At 61.6% G+C, this 19058-nt stretch carries 14 protein-coding genes, 1 tRNA gene and 1 riboswitch; of the genes, 4 read left to right on the top strand and 11 right to left on the bottom strand.

Annotated elements, in window-relative coordinates; all coding sequences use genetic code 11:
• The 5 genes from PPRO_RS10945 to PPRO_RS10925 form a co-directional block, all read right to left on the bottom strand.
• Window positions 1-1425 carry an efflux transporter outer membrane subunit gene (locus PPRO_RS10945; protein WP_041532274.1) on the bottom strand — a complete coding sequence of 475 codons (1425 nt, stop codon included), beginning with the start codon at window positions 1423-1425 and terminating at the stop codon, window positions 1-3.
• Window positions 1422-4532 (bottom strand): multidrug efflux RND transporter permease subunit, encoded by a 3111-nt coding sequence (locus PPRO_RS10940; RefSeq protein ID WP_011736072.1) that lies wholly within the window; start codon window positions 4530-4532, stop codon window positions 1422-1424. Before PPRO_RS10940 ends, PPRO_RS10945 begins: the two co-directional genes overlap by 4 nt.
• Window positions 4529-7618: an MdtB/MuxB family multidrug efflux RND transporter permease subunit gene (locus tag PPRO_RS10935; RefSeq protein WP_011736071.1), complete on the bottom strand. Its 3090-nt coding sequence runs from the start codon at window positions 7616-7618 to the stop codon at window positions 4529-4531. Before PPRO_RS10935 ends, PPRO_RS10940 begins: the two co-directional genes overlap by 4 nt.
• Window positions 7615-8739, bottom strand: a complete 1125-nt coding sequence (locus PPRO_RS10930; RefSeq protein ID WP_232286640.1) for an MdtA/MuxA family multidrug efflux RND transporter periplasmic adaptor subunit — start codon at window positions 8737-8739, stop codon at window positions 7615-7617. Before PPRO_RS10930 ends, PPRO_RS10935 begins: the two co-directional genes overlap by 4 nt.
• A gap of 293 nt (window positions 8740-9032) precedes the next feature.
• Window positions 9033-10001, bottom strand: coding sequence for a hypothetical protein (locus PPRO_RS10925; RefSeq protein ID WP_157040104.1), 969 nt, complete (start codon window positions 9999-10001; stop codon window positions 9033-9035).
• Between the two features lie 390 nt (window positions 10002-10391).
• On the opposite strand from PPRO_RS10925, the gene PPRO_RS10920 reads away from it, so the two are divergent.
• Window positions 10392-10817: a fasciclin domain-containing protein gene (locus PPRO_RS10920; protein WP_011736068.1), complete on the top strand. Its 426-nt coding sequence runs from the start codon at window positions 10392-10394 to the stop codon at window positions 10815-10817.
• Between the two features lie 177 nt (window positions 10818-10994).
• Here PPRO_RS10920 and PPRO_RS10915 read toward each other — a convergent pair whose 3' ends face one another.
• Window positions 10995-12521 carry a GEGP motif-containing diheme protein gene (locus PPRO_RS10915; protein ID WP_011736067.1) on the bottom strand — a complete coding sequence of 509 codons (1527 nt, stop codon included), beginning with the start codon at window positions 12519-12521 and terminating at the stop codon, window positions 10995-10997.
• 306 nt (window positions 12522-12827) lie between these two features.
• A riboswitch (cyclic di-GMP riboswitch) is annotated at window positions 12828-12909 on the bottom strand.
• 209 nt (window positions 12910-13118) lie between these two features.
• Between PPRO_RS10915 and PPRO_RS10910 the strand changes: the two genes are divergently transcribed.
• A complete protein-coding gene (locus PPRO_RS10910) occupies window positions 13119-13991 on the top strand; it encodes an NAD(P)-dependent oxidoreductase (protein ID WP_011736065.1) in 873 nt (290 codons plus the stop codon).
• A 199-nt stretch (window positions 13992-14190) separates the two neighbouring features.
• Here the strand turns inward: PPRO_RS10910 and PPRO_RS10905 are convergent, their stop codons facing one another.
• The 5 genes from PPRO_RS10905 to PPRO_RS19540 form a co-directional block, all read right to left on the bottom strand.
• A complete protein-coding gene (locus PPRO_RS10905; protein WP_011736064.1) occupies window positions 14191-14667 on the bottom strand; it encodes a hypothetical protein in 477 nt (158 codons plus the stop codon).
• A gap of 98 nt (window positions 14668-14765) precedes the next feature.
• On the bottom strand, window positions 14766-15182 hold the full coding sequence (gene tsaA, locus PPRO_RS10900; protein WP_011736063.1) for a tRNA (N6-threonylcarbamoyladenosine(37)-N6)-methyltransferase TrmO: 417 nt from the start codon (window positions 15180-15182) through the stop codon (window positions 14766-14768).
• Window positions 15183-15369: 187 nt separating this feature from the next.
• Window positions 15370-16152 (bottom strand): hypothetical protein, encoded by a 783-nt coding sequence (locus PPRO_RS10895; protein ID WP_011736062.1) that lies wholly within the window; start codon window positions 16150-16152, stop codon window positions 15370-15372.
• A gap of 489 nt (window positions 16153-16641) precedes the next feature.
• Window positions 16642-16718 (bottom strand) — tRNA-Arg (locus PPRO_RS10890).
• Between the two features lie 82 nt (window positions 16719-16800).
• On the bottom strand, window positions 16801-17760 hold the full coding sequence (locus PPRO_RS19540; RefSeq protein ID WP_011736061.1) for a tetratricopeptide repeat protein: 960 nt from the start codon (window positions 17758-17760) through the stop codon (window positions 16801-16803).
• Window positions 17761-17954: 194 nt separating this feature from the next.
• Here PPRO_RS19540 and rsmD point away from each other — a divergent pair, with 194 nt between their 5' ends.
• Both rsmD and coaD read left to right on the top strand, forming a co-directional pair.
• A complete protein-coding gene (rsmD, locus tag PPRO_RS10880) occupies window positions 17955-18518 on the top strand; it encodes a 16S rRNA (guanine(966)-N(2))-methyltransferase RsmD (RefSeq protein ID WP_011736060.1) in 564 nt (187 codons plus the stop codon).
• On the top strand, window positions 18515-18997 hold the full coding sequence (gene coaD, locus PPRO_RS10875) for a pantetheine-phosphate adenylyltransferase (RefSeq protein WP_011736059.1): 483 nt from the start codon (window positions 18515-18517) through the stop codon (window positions 18995-18997). The genes rsmD and coaD overlap by 4 nt, the downstream gene beginning before the upstream one ends.
• Window positions 18998-19058 lie beyond the last annotated feature (61 nt).

Here is a 19058-nt window from a genome sequence, read left to right as displayed (position 1 = left end):
CTATTGCTGTCCGTTCCCGTCAATCGCCGCCAGGTCAGCGGCATCCCAGCCACCCCCGATCCCCTTGACCAGATTCACGCTGGCCGCCATGCGCCGTCCCATGAGGTCGATGCTGTCCCGCTCCAGTTCAAGGGCGGTTGTCTGGGCGACGATGACGTTGAGATAGCCGACGATCCCGGCACGGTACTGGTTGGTGGTGATTACCAGCGACTGGCGTGCCGCCCGCAGCGCCTGATCCTGCACTGCCGCCTCCTGCTCCAGGATACGCAGCGCGGCCAGGTTGTCTTCTACCTCTTGGAAGGCGGTCAGGACCGTCTGGCGGTAGTTGGCCACCGTGGCTTCATGGGTTGCCCGGGCCTCGTCCACCTGCGCCCCTCGCAGGCCGCCGTCATAGACGGTCTGGGCGATGGCGCTCCCCAGGGCCCAGACATGGCCGGGCCAACTCAGCCAGTTGGAAAGGCTCGATGAGGCGAAGCCGGCGGAAGAGCTCAAGGTAATGGCGGGGAAGTAGGCTGCCGTGGCGACGCCGATGCGGGCATTGGCCGCAGCAACCCGCCGCTCGGCCGCCGCTATGTCCGGCCTGCGTTCCAGGAGCCGGGACGGCAGGCCGGGAGGTGAAGGGGGAGGGATGCTGTCCAGGGGAATGGGCGTCAGGGTGAACTCGGCCGGGGCCCTGCCGATCAGAAGCGCAATGGCGTGCTCCCGTTGGGCGCGCTCCACTCCCAGGTCGATTGCCTGGGCCTGGCTGTTCCTCAGCTGGGTCTCGGCCTGGAGCACGTCGGCCGGGGAGGCCACGCCGGCCGCATGGCGGTTTCTGGTCAGCTCCAGGTACTGCTCGTAGGAGGAGACGGTCTCGTCCAGGAGCCGTTTCTGGGCGTCGATGGTTCGCAGCTGGAAGTAGTCTCCCACCAGTTCCGCCTGGATACTCAAACGCAGCGATTCCAGGTCGGCCGCGCTGGCCTGGGCCTCGGCCCGGCTGGCCTCGACGTCGCGGCGCACCCGTCCCCACAGGTCCAGTTCCCAGGAGGCATCGGCTGAGAGCAGGTAGGTCGTGGAGGTTGACCCACTGTTTTTGGAATAGCTCCGGGAACGATCCAGCGACGCTCCCCCGTGCAGCTGGGGATGATAACCGGAGCGGGCGGCCTGGACAAGGGCTCTCGCCTGGCGGAACTGCGCCTCGGCGGCCTTGAGCGACTGGTTGGAAAGCGTAACCTGTTCCATCAGCCCGTTCAGGCGAGGGTCTTCGTAGATATGCCACCAGGGACCACGCTGGGCGTTGTCGCGGGGCTGGGCAACCCTCCAGGGGGCGCTCTCCCCGAATGCGGCCGGCACGACCGCGGTCGGCCTGACATAGTCAGGTCCCACGCTGCAGGCCAAGAGCAGCGTAGCCATGGCAACGGGCAGTATCGGTTTCATGTTTTTCATAGGTTGACATCCTGTGCAGTTGCGTCAGTGGAAAACCGCCGCTTCCTCTTCCGGTCAAGCCAGATCCTGAAACGGTCCATGTACAGGTAGACCACCGGCGTGGTGTAGAGGGTCATCATCTGGCTGAAAATCAGCCCCCCCACGATGGCGATCCCCAGCGGGCGGCGCAGTTCCGAACCGACACCATGGCCCAGGGCCAGGGGGAGGGCGCCCAAGAGGGCTGCCATGGTGGTCATCATGATGGGACGGAAGCGGAGCAGGCAGGCGGCGAAGATGGCTTCTTCCGGGCTCTTGCCTTCGCCCCGCTCGGCCTGCAGGGCGAAATCCACCATCATGATGCCGTTCTTCTTGACGATGCCGATCAAGAGGATTACCCCGATCATGGCGATCAGGCTCATGTCGGTCTTGCAGAGCAAGAGCGCCAGAACCGCCCCCACGCCTGCCGAGGGGAGGGTGGAGAGGATGGTGATCGGGTGGATGTAGCTCTCGTAAAGCATGCCCAGCACAATGTAGACCGTTACCAGGGCTGCCAGGATCAGCAGCGGCTGGCTGGCCATGGATGACCGGAAGGCCTGGGCCGTGCCCTGAAAGCTCCCCCGGATGGCGGCGGGAAAGCCCATGTCGCGTTTGGCTTTGTCGATGGCCTCCACGGCGTCGCCCAGGGAATATCCCGGCAGCAGGTTGAAGGAGAGGGTCACGGAGGGGAACTGCCCCTGGTGGTTCACGGCCAGGGTGGTGGGCCTGGTCTGGAAACGGGTGAAGGCGGAGAGCGGCACCTGGGCGCCGTCGGAGGAGGTGACCCGGATGTCGCGCAGGGTGTCGGGGTGCTGCCAGAAGCGGGGCGCGACCTCCATGACCACGTGGTACTGGTTCAGCAGGGTGTAGCTGACCGCTACCTGGCGTTGGCCGAAGGCGTCGTAGAGGGTATTGTTGATCACCTTGGGCGTGATGCCCAGGCGCGCGGCGGTCGGCCGGTCGATGGTCAGTTCCACCTCCCGGCCCCTGTTCTGCTGGTCGCTGTTCACGTCGGCCAGTCCCGGAAGGGTGCGCATCCTGGCCAGCATGGCCGGCGCCCAGCTGGTGAGCAGCGACAGATCCTCGCTGCTCAGGGTGTACTGGTACAGGGCGCTGCTCCCCCTGCCGCCCACGCGCAGATCCTGCACCGGCTGCAGGAAGGTGGGCGCTCCCGCCACTCCGGCCAGTTTCTGCCGCAGGCGGCCGATCACCTGCTGGGCGCTGGTGCTGCGCTGCTCGAACGGTTTCAGGGCGATGAACATGCGTCCGCTGTTGGTGGTTGATCCGCCGCCGGTAAAGCCGGTGACGTACTCCACGTCCCGGTCCCTGCCGATGATTTCCACCACCTGCGCCAGCTTGGCGCTCATGGCCTGGAAGGATATGTCCTGGCTGGCCTGGATGTTGCCGGAGATGCGGCCGGTGTCCTGTTCGGGGAAGAACCCCTTGGGGATGACGCGGAACAGGTAGACATTGACCGCCACCGTCACCACCACCAGCCCCAGCATCAGGCGGGAGTGGGCCAGGGCCCAGGCCAGGCTTCGCCGGTAGCCCTCCAGCAGCAGGTCGAACAGGCGTTCGCCGGCCCGGAAAAGCCGACCGTGCCCCGTGGGGTTGTCGGGCTTCAGCAGCCGGGCGCACATCATGGGGGTCAGGGTCAGGGAGACCGCCAGGGAAACCAGGATCGCTGTGGAGAGGGTCACGGCGAACTGGCGGAACAGACGCCCCACCATGCCCCCCATGAGCAGGATCGGGATGAATACCGCCACCAGGGAGATGCTCATGGAGAGCACGGTGAAGGCGATCTCTTTGGATCCGGCCAGGGCCGCCTCCAGGGGGGAACGCCCCATCTCGCGGTAGCGGGTGATGTTCTCCAGCACCACGATGGCGTCATCCACCACGAAACCGGTGGCGATGGTCAACGCCATCAGCGACAGGTTGTCCAGGGAGTAGTCGCACAGGTACATGACGGCGAAGGTGGCGACGATGGAGACCAGCACCGCCACGGCCGGGATCAGGGTCGCCCGCAGGGTGCGCAGAAAGGCGAACACCACCAGGATAACCAGCAGGCCGGAGATGACCAGGCTCTGCTCCACCTCGGCCAGGGAGCCGCGGATGGAGGGGGTGCGGTCCATGGTCACCGACATCCTGATGCCGCCGGGCAGGGCCGCCTCCAGCTGCGGCAGCAGGTCACGCACCCGGTCAACGGTCTCGATGATGTTGGCGCCGGGCTGGCGGTTGATGATCAGAAGCACCGCTGGCTGGCCGTTGGCCAGTCCGGTGGAGCGCAGATCCTCCACCGAGTCCTCCACACGCGCAACGTCGGCGAGGCGCAGGCTGCTGCCTGCGTTGTGGGAGATGATCAGGGGGAGGTACTCTTCGGCCCGGTGCAGCTGGTTGTTGGTCTGAATCTGCCAGCTGCGCTCGCCGTCGGAGAGCTGGCCGGTGGGGCGGTTGACGTTGTTGGCGGAGAGCGTCGTGCGCACCGATTCCAGGCTTACGCCGTACCTGCTCAGTGCCAGGGGGTTCAGCTCCACGCGCACGGCGGGGAGTGAACTGCCCCCCACTGTAACCTGTCCCACTCCCCTCACCTGGGAGATCTTCTGCTGCAGGACCGTGGAGGCCAGATCGTACATCCTGGGTTTGCTGATCGTGGTGGAGGTGAGTGCCAGGATCATGATCGGCGCATCGGACGGGTTCACCTTGCGGTAGGTCGGGTTTTTGGGCAGGTTGGTCGGCAGGAAGCCGCGCGCCGCGTTAATGGCGGCCTGGACATCACGGGCAGCACCGTCGATGTCGCGGTCCAGGTCGAACTGCAGGGTGATGCTGGTGGAGCCGCGGTTGCTGGTGGAGGTCATCTCGGTCACGCCGGCGATGCGGCCGAACTGGCGCTCCAGAGGGGCAGCTACCGAGGTGGACATGGTCTCCGGGTCCGCTCCCGGCAGGCTGGCCGATATGGAGATGGTGGGGAAGTCCACCTGGGGCAGCGGTGAAATCGGCAGCAGGCGAAAGGCGATCATGCCGGCCAGGAACAGCCCCAGGGTCAGGAGCGTCGTGGCCACCGGGCGGTGTATGAAGGGGGCGGAGAGGTTCATGGGGTTTCGGTGGTGTTACGCTTCCCCCTTCTCCGCGCCAGCCGGTCGAAGGCCAGGTAGATCACCGGCGTGGTGTAGAGGGTCAGGATCTGGCTCAAGATCAGTCCGCCCACGATGGCGATGCCCAGGGGACGGCGCAACTCCGAGCCGACGCCGCTCCCCATGGCCAGGGGGAGGGCGCCCAAGAGGGCCGCCATGGTGGTCATCATGATCGGCCGGAAACGCAGCAGGCAGGCCTGGTAGATCGCCTCCCGGGGGCTCTTTCCCCCGCTGCGTTCCGCCTCCAGGGCGAAGTCCACCATCATGATGCCGTTCTTCTTGACGATACCGATCAAGAGTATGATGCCGATCACGGCGATCACGTTCAGGTCGTTGCGGAAGGCCATCAGCGACAGCACCGCCCCCACGCCGGCCGAGGGGAGGGTGGAGAGGATCGTTACCGGGTGGATGAAGCTTTCGTAGAGGATTCCCAGTACGATGTAGACCGTGACCAAGGCGGCCAGGATCAGCAGCGGCAGGTTGACCAGCGAGGCCTGGAATGCCTGGGCGGTCCCCTGGAAACTCCCCCTGATGCTGGCTGGCATCCCCATGCCGCGGGTGGCGTTTTCGATGGCCGTCACCGCCTGGCCCAGTGACCTGCCCGGTGCCAGGTTGAAGGATGCGGTCACGGCCGGGAACTGCCCCAGCCGGTTGATCACCAGCGCCCCGGTGGTCTCGCTGACCCGGCTGATGGCCGAGAGCGGCACCCGTGCGCCGCCGGTTCCCCGCAGGTAGAGCGAGCGCAGCTGGTCGGGACCGCTGCTGAACTCCGGCTTTACCGCCAGGATGACCCGGTACTGGTTCAGCTCGGTGAAGATGGTGGAGATCTGGCGCTGACCGAAGGCGTTGTAGAGCGTGTCGTCGATCTGCTGGGGAGTGATGCCGAAACGGGCTGCTGTAGGCCTATCGATGTCCAGGGATACCCGTAAGCCCCGCTCCTGCTGGTCGCTGCCCAGGTCGCGCAGTTCAGTCAGGCTCCCCAGGCGCTCCATGATCCTGGGCGCCCAGGCGGACAGTTCCTGGGAATTGGGATTCTCCAGGGTGTACTGGTACTGGGTCCGGCTGACCCTGGCGTCCACGGACAGGTCCTGCACTGGCTGCATGAAGAGCGTGATGCCGGCAACCCTGGCCAGTTCCGGCCGCAGGCGGGCGATGACCTGGCTGGCCGAGGCGTCCCGCTCTCCCAGCGGCTTGAGGTTGATCAGGATGCGCCCGCTGTTGAGGGAGCTGTTGACACCGTCCACGCCGATGAACGATGACAGGCTCTCCACGGCCGGGTCGTTCAGGATGACCCGCGCCAGCTCCTGCTGACGTCGGGCCATGGCGGAGAAGGAGACGCTCTGGGATGCCTCGGATATGCCCTGGATGGCGCCGGTGTCCTGGGTCGGGAAGAAGCCCTTGGGCACCAGGAGGTAGAGCAACACGGTCAAGAGCAGCGTTCCTACGGCCACGGCCAGGGTGGCGGACTGGTGCTCCAGCACCCAGTTCAGGCTGGTCCCGTAGCGCCGGATGATCCGCTCCAGCAGGGCTCCGGAGGCGTGGTAGAAGCGCCCCTGTTTCTCCTCGGGGACATGCTTCAGCATCCGGCTGCACATCATGGGGGTCAGGGTCAGGGAGACCAGCGCCGAGATCAGGATGGTCACCCCCAGGGTGACGGCGAATTCGCGGAACAGTCGCCCGACCACATCGCCCATGAACAGCAGCGGTATCAGTACGGCGATCAGGGACAGGGTCAGGGAGAGGATGGTGAAGCCGATCTGTTTGGATCCCTTCAACGCGGCCTGGAGCGGCGTTTCCCCCTCCTCCACGTAGCGGGAGATGTTCTCGATCATGACGATGGCATCGTCCACCACGAAGCCGGTGGAGATGGTCAGGGCCATCAGGCTCAGGTTGTTCAGACTGAAGCCCAGCAGGTACATCACCCCGAAGCTCCCCACCAGGGAGAGCGGCACCGCCACGCCCGGTATAGCGGTGGCCGGCAGGTTGCGCAGGAAGAGGAAGATAACCATGACCACCAGGGCCACCGCCAGCAGCATCTCATGCTGCACGTCGCGCACCGAGGCGCGGATGGTGCTGGTGCGGTCGGTGAGCACCGAGACCTTGACCGCTGCGGGAAGCGCCCCCCGTAGTTGCGGCAGCAGCTTCTTGATGCGGTCCACCGCTTCGATCACGTTGGCGCCGGGCTGGCGCTGGATGTTGACGATCACGGCCGGTTCTCCGTTCATCCAGGCAGCCTGGTTTGTGTCCTCCACGTCGTCGCTCACCTCGGCCACATCGCAGAGGCGCAGCGGGCTATTGTTCTTGTAGGCGATGATCAGGTTGCGGTACTGGTCGCTCGTGAAGAGCTGGTCGTTGGCGCCGATGATGAAGGCCTGGGCCGGGCCGTCGAAGCCCCCTTTGGCCTGGTTGACGCTGGCTGCGGTCAGTGCCGTGCGCAGGTCCTCCAGGGTAAGGTCGTAGGCTGCCAGGGCGGTGGGGTTGGCGTGGATGCGCACCGCCGGTCGCTGGCCGCCGCTGATGCTGACCAGGCCGACCCCGGGAAGCTGGGAAATCTTCTGAGCCAGGCGGGTATCGGCCAGATCCTCGACCTTGGACAGCGACAGGCTGGGGGAGGTCAGGGCCAGGGTCAGGATCGGCGCATCGGCCGGATTGACCTTGCTGTAGACGGGGGGGGTGGGGAGGTCCGTGGGAAGGTAGTTGTAGGAGGCGTTGATGGCAGCCTGCACCTCCTGCTCGGCCACATCCAGGGAAAGCTCCAGGGAGAACTGCAGGGTGATCACCGAGCTGCCACCGGAACTGGTGGAGGACATCTGGGTAAGCCCCGGCATCTGTCCGAACTGCCGTTCCAGGGGGGCGGTCACCGAGGTGGCCATGACATCCGGGCTGGCGCCGGGATAGAAGGTGCGCACCTGGATGGTGGGGTAGTCCACCTGGGGCAGGGCGGAGACCGGCAGCTGCGTGTAGGCCATCGCCCCGGCCAGCAGGATGGCCAGCATCAGGAGGGTGGTGGCCACCGGGCGCAGAATGAAGGGGGCGGAGATATTCATGGGGCGCCGTGGGCGGGGTTTGTGTCCCGCCTCACAGGAGTCGCGGAAGCCTGCCCTGGCTGTTTAATCTGAACCCTGCTCCCTTCGCGCAGGCGCTCGGCGCCGTCCACCACCACCTGCTCGCCAATGGCAAGCCCCCGGGTGATGGCCGTTTTCCCCCCCTCGGACTCGCCTTTCTCCACCGGCCGCAGTTCCACCGTCCTGTTCCCCTTGACCAGGTAGACGAATGTGCCCTTGGGGCCGTTCTGGATGGCGGCGGACGGCACCGTGATCGCATCCCGCCTGACATCCACTAGCAGGCGGGCATTGACGAACTGGTTGGGGAACAGTTCGTTGTCACGGTTGGTGAAGATCGCCTTGAGCTTGACCGTGCCGGTTCCGGGGTCGATCTGGTTGTCCAGGGTCAAGAGCGATCCTGTGGCAAGCACCCGTTTCTGCTCCCGGTCAAAGGCATCCACCGCCAGTTTCCGGCCTCCCCTCATGCGGTCCACGAGCAGCGGCAGGTTGTCCTCGGGGATGGTGAAGACCACCGTCATGGGCTGCATGCGGGTGATCACCACCAGCCCGCCGCTGTCGCTGGCATGCACGATATTGCCCGCATCCACCAGCCGCAAGCCGACACGTCCGTCGCAGGGAGCGGTGATGCGGCTGTAGGTCAGCTGCAGTCGCGCGCTGTCCACCTGACCCTGGTCGCTCTTGACAGCCGCCTGGTACTGGCGCACCAGCGCCTCCTGGGTATCCAGCTGCTGGCGGGGGATTGAGTTCTGTGCCCAGAGGGTGCGGTAGCGCTGGAGATCCACCCGGGCATTGGAGAGCTGGGCCTGGTCGCGGGCCATCTGTCCCTCGGCCTGGGTCAAGAGCACCTGAAAGGGGCGCGGGTCGATCCTGGCCAGCAGTTGTCCTCGGCTTACTGTCTGCCCCTCGCGGTAGAGCACTTCCATTAGCTGGCCATCCACGCGGGACCTGACAGTGACGGTGTTCAGCGGCGTTACCGTCCCGATGCCGGTGAGGTAGACGCTGATGTCGCTCTTTTTGGCCGCTTGGGTCACCACCGCCACCGGCGGACTCGGCGGTGTTTTTTTTGTGCCGTCGTTTGCGTCGGGATCCCTGCTGACGAGCATGTAGGTTCCCGCCAAAGCCAGGCAGATCAGGGAGAACAGGAACAGCCATCGCCTGCGAGAAGGGGGCTGGGGAACAGGTATAGGTGTGTCGGTGCTCATGATGATGAAACGAAGCCTCCCAATGGGATACGTGCCGTGCCGTTTTGACAGGACGGTGATATAAAACAGCGGGCGGCAACGAGAATAGTCTTCCCGCGCCGCCCGTGCAACAATTCATCATTCGTATTCCCTGGGGTGGTCCCACAGGATACGAGAGGTTATAGGACTGGAAACGGACTGGTGAGAAATCCGTATCAGCGTCTCCGCCCTCCACCGGAAGGAGCGCCTCCCCGGGAAGGTGCCGTCATTCCGCCCATACTCCGATGACTCCCGCCACTTGGGGCGCGGTGGAACGAGGGTGCACTCCCGCGCGGAGCCGTGCCGTACGTCCTGCCTCCCGTGGTCGGCATTCCGCTGCCCCTGTAGCCGCTGGGTGCCCGATTGCGGCTGCCGTTGAAGATTGTCCTGTCGCTGTGGGGCACTCCGGTTGACAGGAATCCCCGTGGCCGGGAAACACCGATGCCGCCATAGGTGCGCCCATGGTAGCGCGCCCGCGGATCGACGCGGTACACCCGATGCATTCTGTGGTCGTTATAGTGATTCGACACACTATAACCGCCATGCACGACCAGGTGAAAGTCGTTCATGACGTAGAACCCGGGGAACCAGAAGCCGAAACTCCAGAATGGTGAGGGAATCCAGCTGTACAGGTAGTAGTAGTCCCGGGGCGGGGTGTAGTAGGTGACGACGGGAGGGCCCTGCTGGTAATAGTAGTTGTTGATCACCGCCGGATTGGGATAGCCGTTGGCTTTTGGCTGGCTGTCCGGTGCCTTGTCGCCTTCCGCATAGGGCCTGATTCCCAGGCTGAGTTCCTGGTTGACGCGCTGGAAGCGCCCGAGGGCCTCGTCCTTTTCGAAGTGCAGTTTGTTCGCCTCGGCTGAGGCGCGCACCGCACCCTGGAGTTCGGCGATGATATCGGGCGTCACCGGATAATCGGCTATCCAGCCGTTGCGCGGTACGATACCAACCTCGGCAAGCTTGCTCTCCGCCTCGACCTCGTTATCGGTGGATACGATCTCCAGCGCCTCGGCCAGCTTGATGGCAAAGGCGCCTTCGCGCACCAGTTGCTGGCCAATGGGAGGTTGCTGGGCCTGCCCGGTTTCCGTTTCGGCGGAAACCGCCATGGGCATGCTCAGCAGGAACAGACAGAGAAGCAGCTGCATACCCGTTAACCTGGCGCATCTTTTCATGGTCCGAATCTCCTTTCCCGTGGGGTGGCTCCTGTCCCTTTTAAGTATACAACACCATGGCAATGGCACGACGGTTATGGCCGGAAACAGGCGTTTCGTGTCCTCTACCTGTGGAAGACGCGACATCCGCCCAAAAGGTTACGGGATGGATGAAGAATATTCATCGACTTTTGCGCCACATCTTCGGGTGGCACCAGCTGCAGGCTCCAGGTTTGAAGAGCCTCTCTGGCCGTGATTCGGTCGTCAGGCGCGTAGCCTGGCGGGGAAAAGGGATGCTGCTTGGTTGCGCGACGGGAAAATGTATGCTTTGCTAGAGGTGATGCGACATTTATACTACGACAAGCCGGAAAAGGAGATACATTCATGGCCACCATCATTGAAACCATCCGAAACGACGCGAGATTGAACAGTCTCGCGGTGTCTCTGGAAAAAGCCGGTCTGGCTGCCACCCTGGACGGAGCTGGCCCCTACACCCTGTTCGCTCCCGACGACACCGCCTATGCCAGGATGAACTTCGCGGAGCAACTGAAAGACATCCCGAACCTGATCGAGACCATGAACTATCACCTGGTTGCGGAAAAGCTTACCGCCGCCCAGGTCTCGGCCTCGGATTTTATCTCCACCGAAAACGGCAAGTCCCTGACGGTTGAACATGACGAGGGGGAGGCGGTCATCGATAACGCCAAGATCGTCAGCGGTGACATCGAATGCTCCAACGGCATCATCCACATAATCGACAACGTCTTTCAGCCGCGTCTGTCGGGCTGGTACCGCGAAGACCTGTCGTGAGCCTCTCCTTGCGTCCTTCTCCCTGGTCCACTGCACGAAATGCATGGCTGAGAAGTCTGGCGACAGACGAGAACTACGCCTGACCTTCGTTGCTGAAACACGCAAAAGGCCGGATTCTGACATGAATCCGGCCTTTTTGTCGTCTGTCGGGCAGCAGGCCCTGGTTCGGCGACGGGACTACTTCCTGGCCGGTTTGGCCTTTGTGGTGAAGCTGCGCACTGAGCTTACGGTGGTGCCGCCGTTTTCATCCAGGTCCGTTACCCTCCACCAGTAGCGGGTGTTGGGCTCCAGGATGATGGTGGTGTTGTCCTTTACCATGGGATCAAAGTGCATGCGCGCTTTTTTTGCGCTGCGTTCGATCATTACGGTCGTCCAGTCGGTCAGAGTCTCGTCTTTCGTGTATTCGAGCTTGTAGCTGACAATATCCTTCCTCTCCACGCCGGGGCTGTGTTTCCACATGAAGAAGGCGGGATGCCAGTTCACTTTCGTGGCGCCAGCGGCCGGGAAGATCGGTTGCGGTCCCTGCAGGGCGCCGTAGACGACGATCTTGCCCTGGTCCACGTAGCCCCAGCCCGCCTCCATGACATCGATGTCGGTGGTTCCGTCCGGAAGCGGGTCCACCTTGATCATGGTCGCGCATTTCGTCGAGAAACCGGCGTTGTGGTCCGCACTGGGATTATACTGCCAGATCGAACCCAGTGCTGGTTTGGTGGAGGGCTGGTCGGGAGGTCCGAGGATCTTCTCGGGGGACACGACCCGGAAGGGCCCTTCGCTGCCTGAGGTCAGCTTGTTGTCGTCGCCGAGCACGCCGGGGGTCAGGTCGGTTCCGTCCGCCTTGATGGCCAGCATAAGCCGGAGGCCGTTTTTAACCCTGATCGGGTCACCGTTCTGGCGCCCCTGTGCATTGGGGGAGCTGTAATCGCACCAGCCGTACGTTTCATTGATCGCCTTGTCCGCTTCCGCGGCATAGAAATAGCTGGCCTGGGGATAGCTGCCGATCACAAAGGGGGCATAGCTGTTCCCCGTGTTGTCGCTGCTGTCTTCCAGCGGATGCTGCTGGGCATAGCCGTCGGGCGAATAGGCAAAGATCCGGGTGGCCGAGGAGGATATTCCCGCTTTTTTCAGCAGATTCTCCATCGTGACGCCGGAATACTGGGTGTAGAAGTCACCCGATTTGGTGGTGTTCATCAGCATGAACTGCCTGTGCTGGGGCATGGCCTCCAGTTGCTTTTTGGTGAAAATGCGGAAAGGTGCGACCACCTTGCCGGGATGGTCGTTCGCATCGCCGGGATAGCGGTTGGCTTGGATCTCGGTGAGATTCGAGTAGCCGTCACTATCGGAATCCTCGTTCTGTATGTTCGCAATCGCCGTTTCGTTACGGCCATTGTCCATGTAGGCTGTGCCGTATGAATTGAGCGTTTGGGCATATTTGCCCGTATCGGCGCCGTAGTTTGTGGCGGCGTGACAGTACTGGCAGCTGCCCAGTGTACTCTTTTTGCCGCTACTGCTGGTGTATACTCCCCCGCCATGGCAGGTGGCGCAGTTGTCCAGCTTCGTGCCCGCCTTGTCTGGGTAAACTCTTAGGAAGTTTCCCGCATCGGTATCGGCGCTCCCGGCGTGATGGTAGGCTGCCGAGGCAACCAGGGCCGTGCCGGCTATGCAGCAGAATAGTACTGCCATGAAAAATGCATTGGTTCTCTTCATGTGTCCTCCTCCCTTTTTTGTAATCCAGATGCTTGCGTACATGCGGACCGCACGTGCTGATTCGTATGAAACTTAGTGGATATGGCGGCCTGGGACGGTGTGGAATCGCGGACAATTGATTCGTTACCGATTCCACTCTCCGCTGTTTTTTGAAAAATCACCCCAGGGGAGCTGTTGATCAAATGCACTCCACTGTCATGGATGTTGCGCTGTTCCGTCACCTCCTTTCGTGACCGCACGGTACGGCCGTGGTTCCAGTAGGCGCCAACCCATAAAAAAACCGAGCACGCCAAAAGGAAATAACCCTTTGGCAGCTCGGCCATCTTCTCTTCAGGGAAGATCCCTCGCTTTCCGCCCCCTCCTCGCGAAGGGTTTGGCCTTTTCAAAAGGAACGTACGATGTGTATGACGGTATATAACAGTGTCTTGTTTGTCGTGTCAAATTATTTCATTAACTTGGTTCCAGCCCGCCGGCCTTTGTTTTAGATAAAAAACAGCTCCTCCTGAGCCCGTTTTTCGGGGAGAGCCATTTTGCTTTATCCTGTTTGTGTGCTAGTCTGGTGCCGCTTCATGGAGTTTACAGAAGGAGGAAATCAGTATGGGTACCATTGGATTCATTGGACTTGGCATCATGGGAACCCCCATGGCGGCGAACCTGATCAAGGCGGGGTTCAGGCTGACGGTCTGGAACCGCACCCCGGAAAAATGCGTTCCGCTGACCGAACTGGGGGCGGTGCAGGCCGCTTCTCCCCGTCAGGTGGTGGAGGCGTCGGATGTCACCATCGCCATGCTTGCCGACCCTGCCGCGGCCGAGGCGGTCTGTCGGGGAGATGAGGGCGTGGTTGCCGGCATCAAGCCGGGCAAGGGATACGTGGATATGTCGACGGTGGCCCCTGAAACCGCCCAATCGGTTGCCAAGGCGGTGCGGGAAGCGGGGGGGCTGTTCCTGGAGGCGCCGGTTTTGGGGAGCAAGAAGCCGGCCGAGGACGGCACCCTGGTCATCCTGGCTGCCGGGGATCGCCCCCTGTTCGATCAGGCGCAACCGGCACTAGCGGCGATGGGAAAGAAGATTCTGTTCCTGGGAGAGGTGGGGCAGGGGGCGCGCATGAAGCTCGTGGCCAACATGGTCATGGGCGGCATGATGACCATGCTCTGCGAGGGATTGACACTGGGCGCCAGGGCTGGACTGGAGTCGGCCGACATCCTGGACGTGCTGGATGCCGGGGCGATGTCGAACCCCATGTTCCGGTTGAAGGGGCCGCAGATCGTCCAGGACAGGTTCCCGCCGGCCTTTCCCCTCAAGCATATGCAGAAGGACCTGCGCCTGGCGCTGAACCTGGGCAACCAGTTGGGGCAGGCGCTGCACACCACCGCTTCGGCCAACGAACTCTTCAAGACGGCGCTGGGAATGGGGCTGGGAGACAGCGATTTCGCGGCGGTCAGCCGGGTTGTCGGCCCCGTGAAACAGTAGCCGCGGAGAGGTTGGCGCTCCGTCAGGCTGGCATCATGAACAGCCCGTAAAAAAAGCCTCCCCCCGTCCTTCCCGTCTGGGAACGGAACAGGGGGAGGCTGTGGCAGGTCAGTTCCCGCCCACATCATCGGACAGCCACCGTCTCAGCCGGCACGTGCGCTGCTCCCCTGACGCCCGTTTCCGCGCTGGCCCGTCACGGCTATTCGCTGGTCAGCTTCTGGATCGACTTCAACTGGTTCCTCAGCTTTTCATTCTCCTGTCGCAAGAGTGTCATCTCCTTCCTCAGCAGGTCGTTTTCCTTTTGTAACTGGACAGGTTCATTGGCCGGGGTCGTGCCGGCCCGCGGCGTTGGCTCGTCCCTCTGGAGCAGATACTCCGTGCCGATGCAGATGCATCCGTGGGGCTGACAGGAGCTGCACGGGGTATACCGGTAGGCTTCCGCGGTTACCTTCTTGGGGGAGGATGTCATGATCGTCCACCCTTCGGCGGAGAGGGACTGCGCGTCGGGTCCCGAGCGCTTGTCGCACTTCTCCTGACACCGTTCTGCCCCCGTGCCTGCTTTGTACTCGATACCGGTGGTGTTGAATACCGTTTTCTGCTCGACTGCGTGGATGGGAGTTGCCGTTAAGAGAAGGATCGACGAAATGAGGGCCAGGCCGGCTGCGGTGCTTTTCATGGGTTTGTTTCCTCCACTGTCTTTTTAATGGTATGACAACAGCCACACCGACTGCCCGTTGGGCGATCCGCCTAGCCGTCCGATAAACTGTGATGGTGTCATGCGTTCGCCGACCGGGGGAGCAGCGGCTTGATATCCACCAGCGGTGTTCCGTCAATGGCTTCCAGGGGACCGACCCTGATCCTGGCGCCGTTTATCTCCAGCACCCTGACCTGGTGCAGGCCGAGGGGATTGGGCCTGTCGGGAGACCGTGTGGCGAACACTCCCGCTAACGGCCTGGTCGGGTCCCTGCGGGGATGCACCTTCAGAACGTCGCGCCGCGCCCGGTGAAGCCAGGTGATCAGGATAAGATCGCACCCCGCCGAAATCCCCTCAAGTCCCTCCGCGAACTCCGGGTTCAGGTCGATCCAGGCCTCGGGCGCACCCTCACACCCCTGGTTGGGCGCTTCCTGACGAGTTTTTAGTTCCGAGTGTATGGTTCCGATCGGTTCGATTTCATAGCTGTCTTTGTTCATCTCACTTCCTTTCCGACCTGCATGAACGTGAGGCCTGACCAGCGGTCGAAGAGAGGGGGGCTGTGGTGGTTAATTTGCTTGATTTTCTTGCATGAACATGAAGAGCGTCATCCATCTTCAATGGTTCAATGCCTGGCCCCAGGACCCCCGGTTCCCCTATCCCAGACCCCTGTAATAGGAAGTCAAATCAGCCCGGCCTCGCCACCTCAGCACCGAGCCTGACCAATTCCTTAATTCGTCTAATATCCTCGACGTGATCGAGGCTACTCGCAAAGCACTCTAAACTGACCGCGTCGAGTTTCGGCGCAATCCGGCGTAAGCGCGCAAGCGCAGCTCGGTCACCAGTTCGAGCTAATGCCAATAGGGCGTCAAAATGAGCGCGAAGCTCCTTGATGTGAATGATCGGAGCCTGACGCGTTCGATTGTCGGCGATGAAATCATCGTGGAACGAGGACGCAGCGGCCTGATCATGATCCCGAATCTCCTGCTGTAGACTCGCGATTTGTTGTTCCAAGTTGCCGTAACTTTGTTCTTGAACGAGATAATATCTGTAGGAACCTTCTAGAGCACCCACAAGGAAAATTCCCAGCGCAATGACTAGCCATGATGTCAACGACCAGTGGGGCAATAGTGTGAAAGTATCCAACCTCGCTCTTAGAGCGGGCGGAAGCAGGTTATCACGAGCGAATGTAATTACACCCAGCAGCGCGTATGCGCCGCCAAGAACCGCTATCAACCACCCGCGATATACCGTTTTGAAGTAGCGTAATCTTCCAGTGAGTGGTGTCATAATGTTTTTTCTCGCTGAATCGTATCTTGATGTGCACAGAAGAATGGTCGTTGAACAGACAGCAGTGGGGCCTTGAAGGCTTGAACCTGCCGAATATCCTGCAATTTTCCGGAAATATTCAAGCATGAACCTTGCAGACATAGTCCCTGATACGAAAAACTCCACCACTGCATCATTCAACGATGGCCCTCGTTCCCTTCTGCCCCGGCTCCAATTCCAGACGAGTTGTCATTCTCCCGGCTGTAATGCGACTGCACTATAGCATTTGCGTTCCGTCGCCTTCAATTAAAGATATTGAAAAAACAGGGTGGTGTGCGGCGGTGATGTCACACGATCCCCGCCAAAGGCGCAGGCATGAGGCTTATACCCAAAACGGTATATAACCGATATTTCAGATACTTAAAATGGAGCGACATGCCTGCCGGTCTGGTTCAGGAACACCTACCTTGGTTGAGATGTCTTCTCGGGTTCCGCGAAAAGCGTGCGATTGCTCATGAAAAATCGGAGCGTTTGCGACTGTTTCCGGGAGAATTAAAGCTGTTGCTGAAGGGGATCGGTGTGGACGGCAGGCTGGTGGGGGATCCGACGAAGATGGCGTGTGGGGTGAAACGTGCCGCACAAACAAAGAATCCGAGTACCCGGGATGGGGTACTCGGATTCAATATCGATTGGCGCGCCCGGAGAGATTCGAACTCCCGACAACCTGGTTCGAAGCCAGGGACTCTATCCAGCTGAGCTACGGGCGCTTGAAATAGATGGCTGCTGAAGCTGCTGCCATTCGAGGGTACACATAGCACAGCAGGGGAAAAAAGGGTAGGGTTTCTTGCTTCAGGGCTTTTCCACGCCCTGCCCCTGCTGTGTGATGAATGAGCGTATCTGGTCGGCTGTTTCGCTGGTGCTGTCCAGGCTCAGGTAGCGCTGCCAGATCTCCCGGGCGCGGTCGATGCGATTCAGGTCGAAGGCGTAGACATAGCCCAGGTTGTACAGGCTTTCCAGGTTGCCGGGATCGATTGCCAGGGCTTTTTCGAAGTTCGCCAGCGCACGGGCGGTATCGCCTTTCTGGCGGAACATGGCGCCCTGGTCGTTGAGCACATCCGTATCGTCCGCCTTGAGCGCCAGGGCACGGTCATAGGCCTGGATGGCCTGCTCGGGCATGTCGGCGTCATACCAGGCATTGCCCAGCTCGACCCATGCATCGACATCCTCGGGCTGGGAATTCGTGCGTCCCTGGGCGTCGTTGATGCGCTGGAGCATCTCCCGGGACAGGAGCGGGTCGTTGGGGGAGCTGGTCGCAGCCATCCCCACTGCCAGGTCGTCGCCCTCCTCGCCTTGGTCGGCCTCTTCCTCGGGGCAGACCAGGTCGGCAACCCTGTCCAGCACCGAGTCAGGGGCGATCGACTCCTTGTGGCTGCCTCCCGGTATGCGGGCCAGCCTGTTCCCCCTCCACCCCAGGATGTCCACATATTCCAACCGGTACGTCCTTTCATTGCAGTCGATCCCATGCTGCTCCAGGTGCAGGGCGTACTGTTTGTGTCCGTACCTTTCCGCCGCTGCCAGGCGCTCCGCTTCCCCCTGGGGCGTGAACTGCAGCAGTACCGTAAGGGAGGGATCATCGCTCTGTTGCAATGACTCCATCTCAAGGGCGACCTGATAGCGCGCGGTCCGGGTCAGCCTGTGCCACTGGGCCGCGTGAACCGGTTCGTCCGGAAAAACGCAGATCACGAGGAGCGGGATAATGAGTAGTCCCGGCAGAAGCATTCCCGTCCGGGAAATCGTTTGTGTCTTCACGCGGGGCCTCCCGTGGATAGGCGCGTACTACAGAATCAGAGCAGATGGCTAGCATTGTACGCATGATACGGCTCTTTTCAATGATCAATCCGCGCGCAGGGATAAATTTGCGCTGCCGGTCCCCTTCGGCCTTGACGCTCCCCTGCTTTTGGATTAGTTTGCTTTGTTCAAACCAATGCTGTGGAGTTTTGTTTATGCGCGTGATTGCCGGGAGTGCGCGGGGAACCAGGCTTGCCGCGCCGCGGGGCATGCGAACGCGCCCGACAGCGGATCGTGTCCGGGAGGCGCTCTTCAGCATCATACAGAGCCGCTATGAACTGGATGGTGCCAGGGTGCTGGATATGTGCGCCGGCACCGGCGGACTGGGCATCGAGGCGCTCAGTCGCGGGGCGTCGACCTGCTGTTTTGTCGAGAAGGATCGCGAGGCGCTGAAATGCCTCAGGCAGAACCTGCTCGCCACGCGCTGCGCCGAGCGCGCGACCCTGCTGGAGATGGACCTGCTCAGGGCGCTGCCCCTGTTGGCCGGACGCGGCAGCCGCTTTTCAATCATTTTCTTTGATCCGCCCTATGCCTCGGAACTCTACACGCCGGTGATGCGCAGCCTGTCATCCCTGGAATTGCTGGAACCGGAGGGTCTGTTCATCGCCGAGAGCGCGGCCCGTGCCATTCTGCCGGAGCGCGAGGGATGTCTTGTCAGGAGTGATCGGCGGGTATACGGCGATACTGCGTTGGCATTGTACGTTTTGGGGGAAGAATGAAGAAAATTGCCGTGTATCCCGGTTCGTTCGATCCGATCACCTATGGCCACCTGGACATCATCAACCGTGGGCTGAAGGTCTTTGACGAGATTATCGTCGCGGTTGCCTGCAATTCGCAGAAAAAGTCGCTGTTCAGCATCGAGGAGCGCATGGCTCTGATCAGGCGGGTCGTTGACCAGGACCGTGTCAGGGTTGACACTTTTACCGGTCTTCTGATAGATTACGTGACTCGCCAGAACGCGGATGTGATCATTCGCGGACTGCGCGCAATCTCGGATTTTGAATACGAATTCCAGATCGCCCAGATGAACAGCAGCCTGGGTCATGACATAGAAACACTGTTCATGATGACATCGTTGCAGTACGGCTACCTCTCCTCTTCCATTGTCAAGGAAGTCTGCGGTTTACGGGGAAATATCGACGGCTTCGTTCCCCCTGAGGTGAAGAGCGCCCTCAGATTGAAATACGGCCTGGACTGATGGCCGAAAAAAAGCATAACCGCGCGGGGAGGATGAATCGCGGTTAGTGAGTCAGCAAAGG

Source organism: Pelobacter propionicus DSM 2379 (assembly GCF_000015045.1).
Taxonomy (GTDB): Bacteria; Desulfobacterota; Desulfuromonadia; order Geobacterales; family Pseudopelobacteraceae; genus Pseudopelobacter; species Pseudopelobacter propionicus.
Note: the sequence above shows the minus strand (reverse complement) of the source record. Positions and strands in the feature narration are given on the sequence as shown.

Excerpts from the sequence above, each read along its gene's own strand:
- rsmD (WP_011736060.1), top strand. The coding sequence starts at position 17,955 with ATGCGCGTGATTGCCGGGAGTGCGCGGGGAACCAGGCTTGCCGCGCCG.
- PPRO_RS10910 (WP_011736065.1), top strand. The coding sequence starts at position 13,119 with ATGGGTACCATTGGATTCATTGGACTTGGCATCATGGGAACCCCCATG.
- tsaA (WP_011736063.1), bottom strand. The coding sequence starts at position 15,182 with ATGAACAAAGACAGCTATGAAATCGAACCGATCGGAACCATACACTCG.
- coaD (WP_011736059.1), top strand. The coding sequence starts at position 18,515 with ATGAAGAAAATTGCCGTGTATCCCGGTTCGTTCGATCCGATCACCTAT.
- PPRO_RS10915 (WP_011736067.1), bottom strand. The coding sequence starts at position 12,521 with ATGAAGAGAACCAATGCATTTTTCATGGCAGTACTATTCTGCTGCATA.
- PPRO_RS10935 (WP_011736071.1), bottom strand. The coding sequence starts at position 7,618 with ATGAATATCTCCGCCCCCTTCATTCTGCGCCCGGTGGCCACCACCCTC.
- PPRO_RS10940 (WP_011736072.1), bottom strand. The coding sequence starts at position 4,532 with ATGAACCTCTCCGCCCCCTTCATACACCGCCCGGTGGCCACGACGCTC.
- PPRO_RS10905 (WP_011736064.1), bottom strand. The coding sequence starts at position 14,667 with ATGAAAAGCACCGCAGCCGGCCTGGCCCTCATTTCGTCGATCCTTCTC.
- PPRO_RS10945 (WP_041532274.1), bottom strand. The coding sequence starts at position 1,425 with ATGAAAAACATGAAACCGATACTGCCCGTTGCCATGGCTACGCTGCTC.
- PPRO_RS10925 (WP_157040104.1), bottom strand. The coding sequence starts at position 10,001 with ATGCAGCTGCTTCTCTGTCTGTTCCTGCTGAGCATGCCCATGGCGGTT.
- PPRO_RS10920 (WP_011736068.1), top strand. The coding sequence starts at position 10,392 with ATGGCCACCATCATTGAAACCATCCGAAACGACGCGAGATTGAACAGT.
- PPRO_RS10930 (WP_232286640.1), bottom strand. The coding sequence starts at position 8,739 with ATGCTCGTCAGCAGGGATCCCGACGCAAACGACGGCACAAAAAAAACA.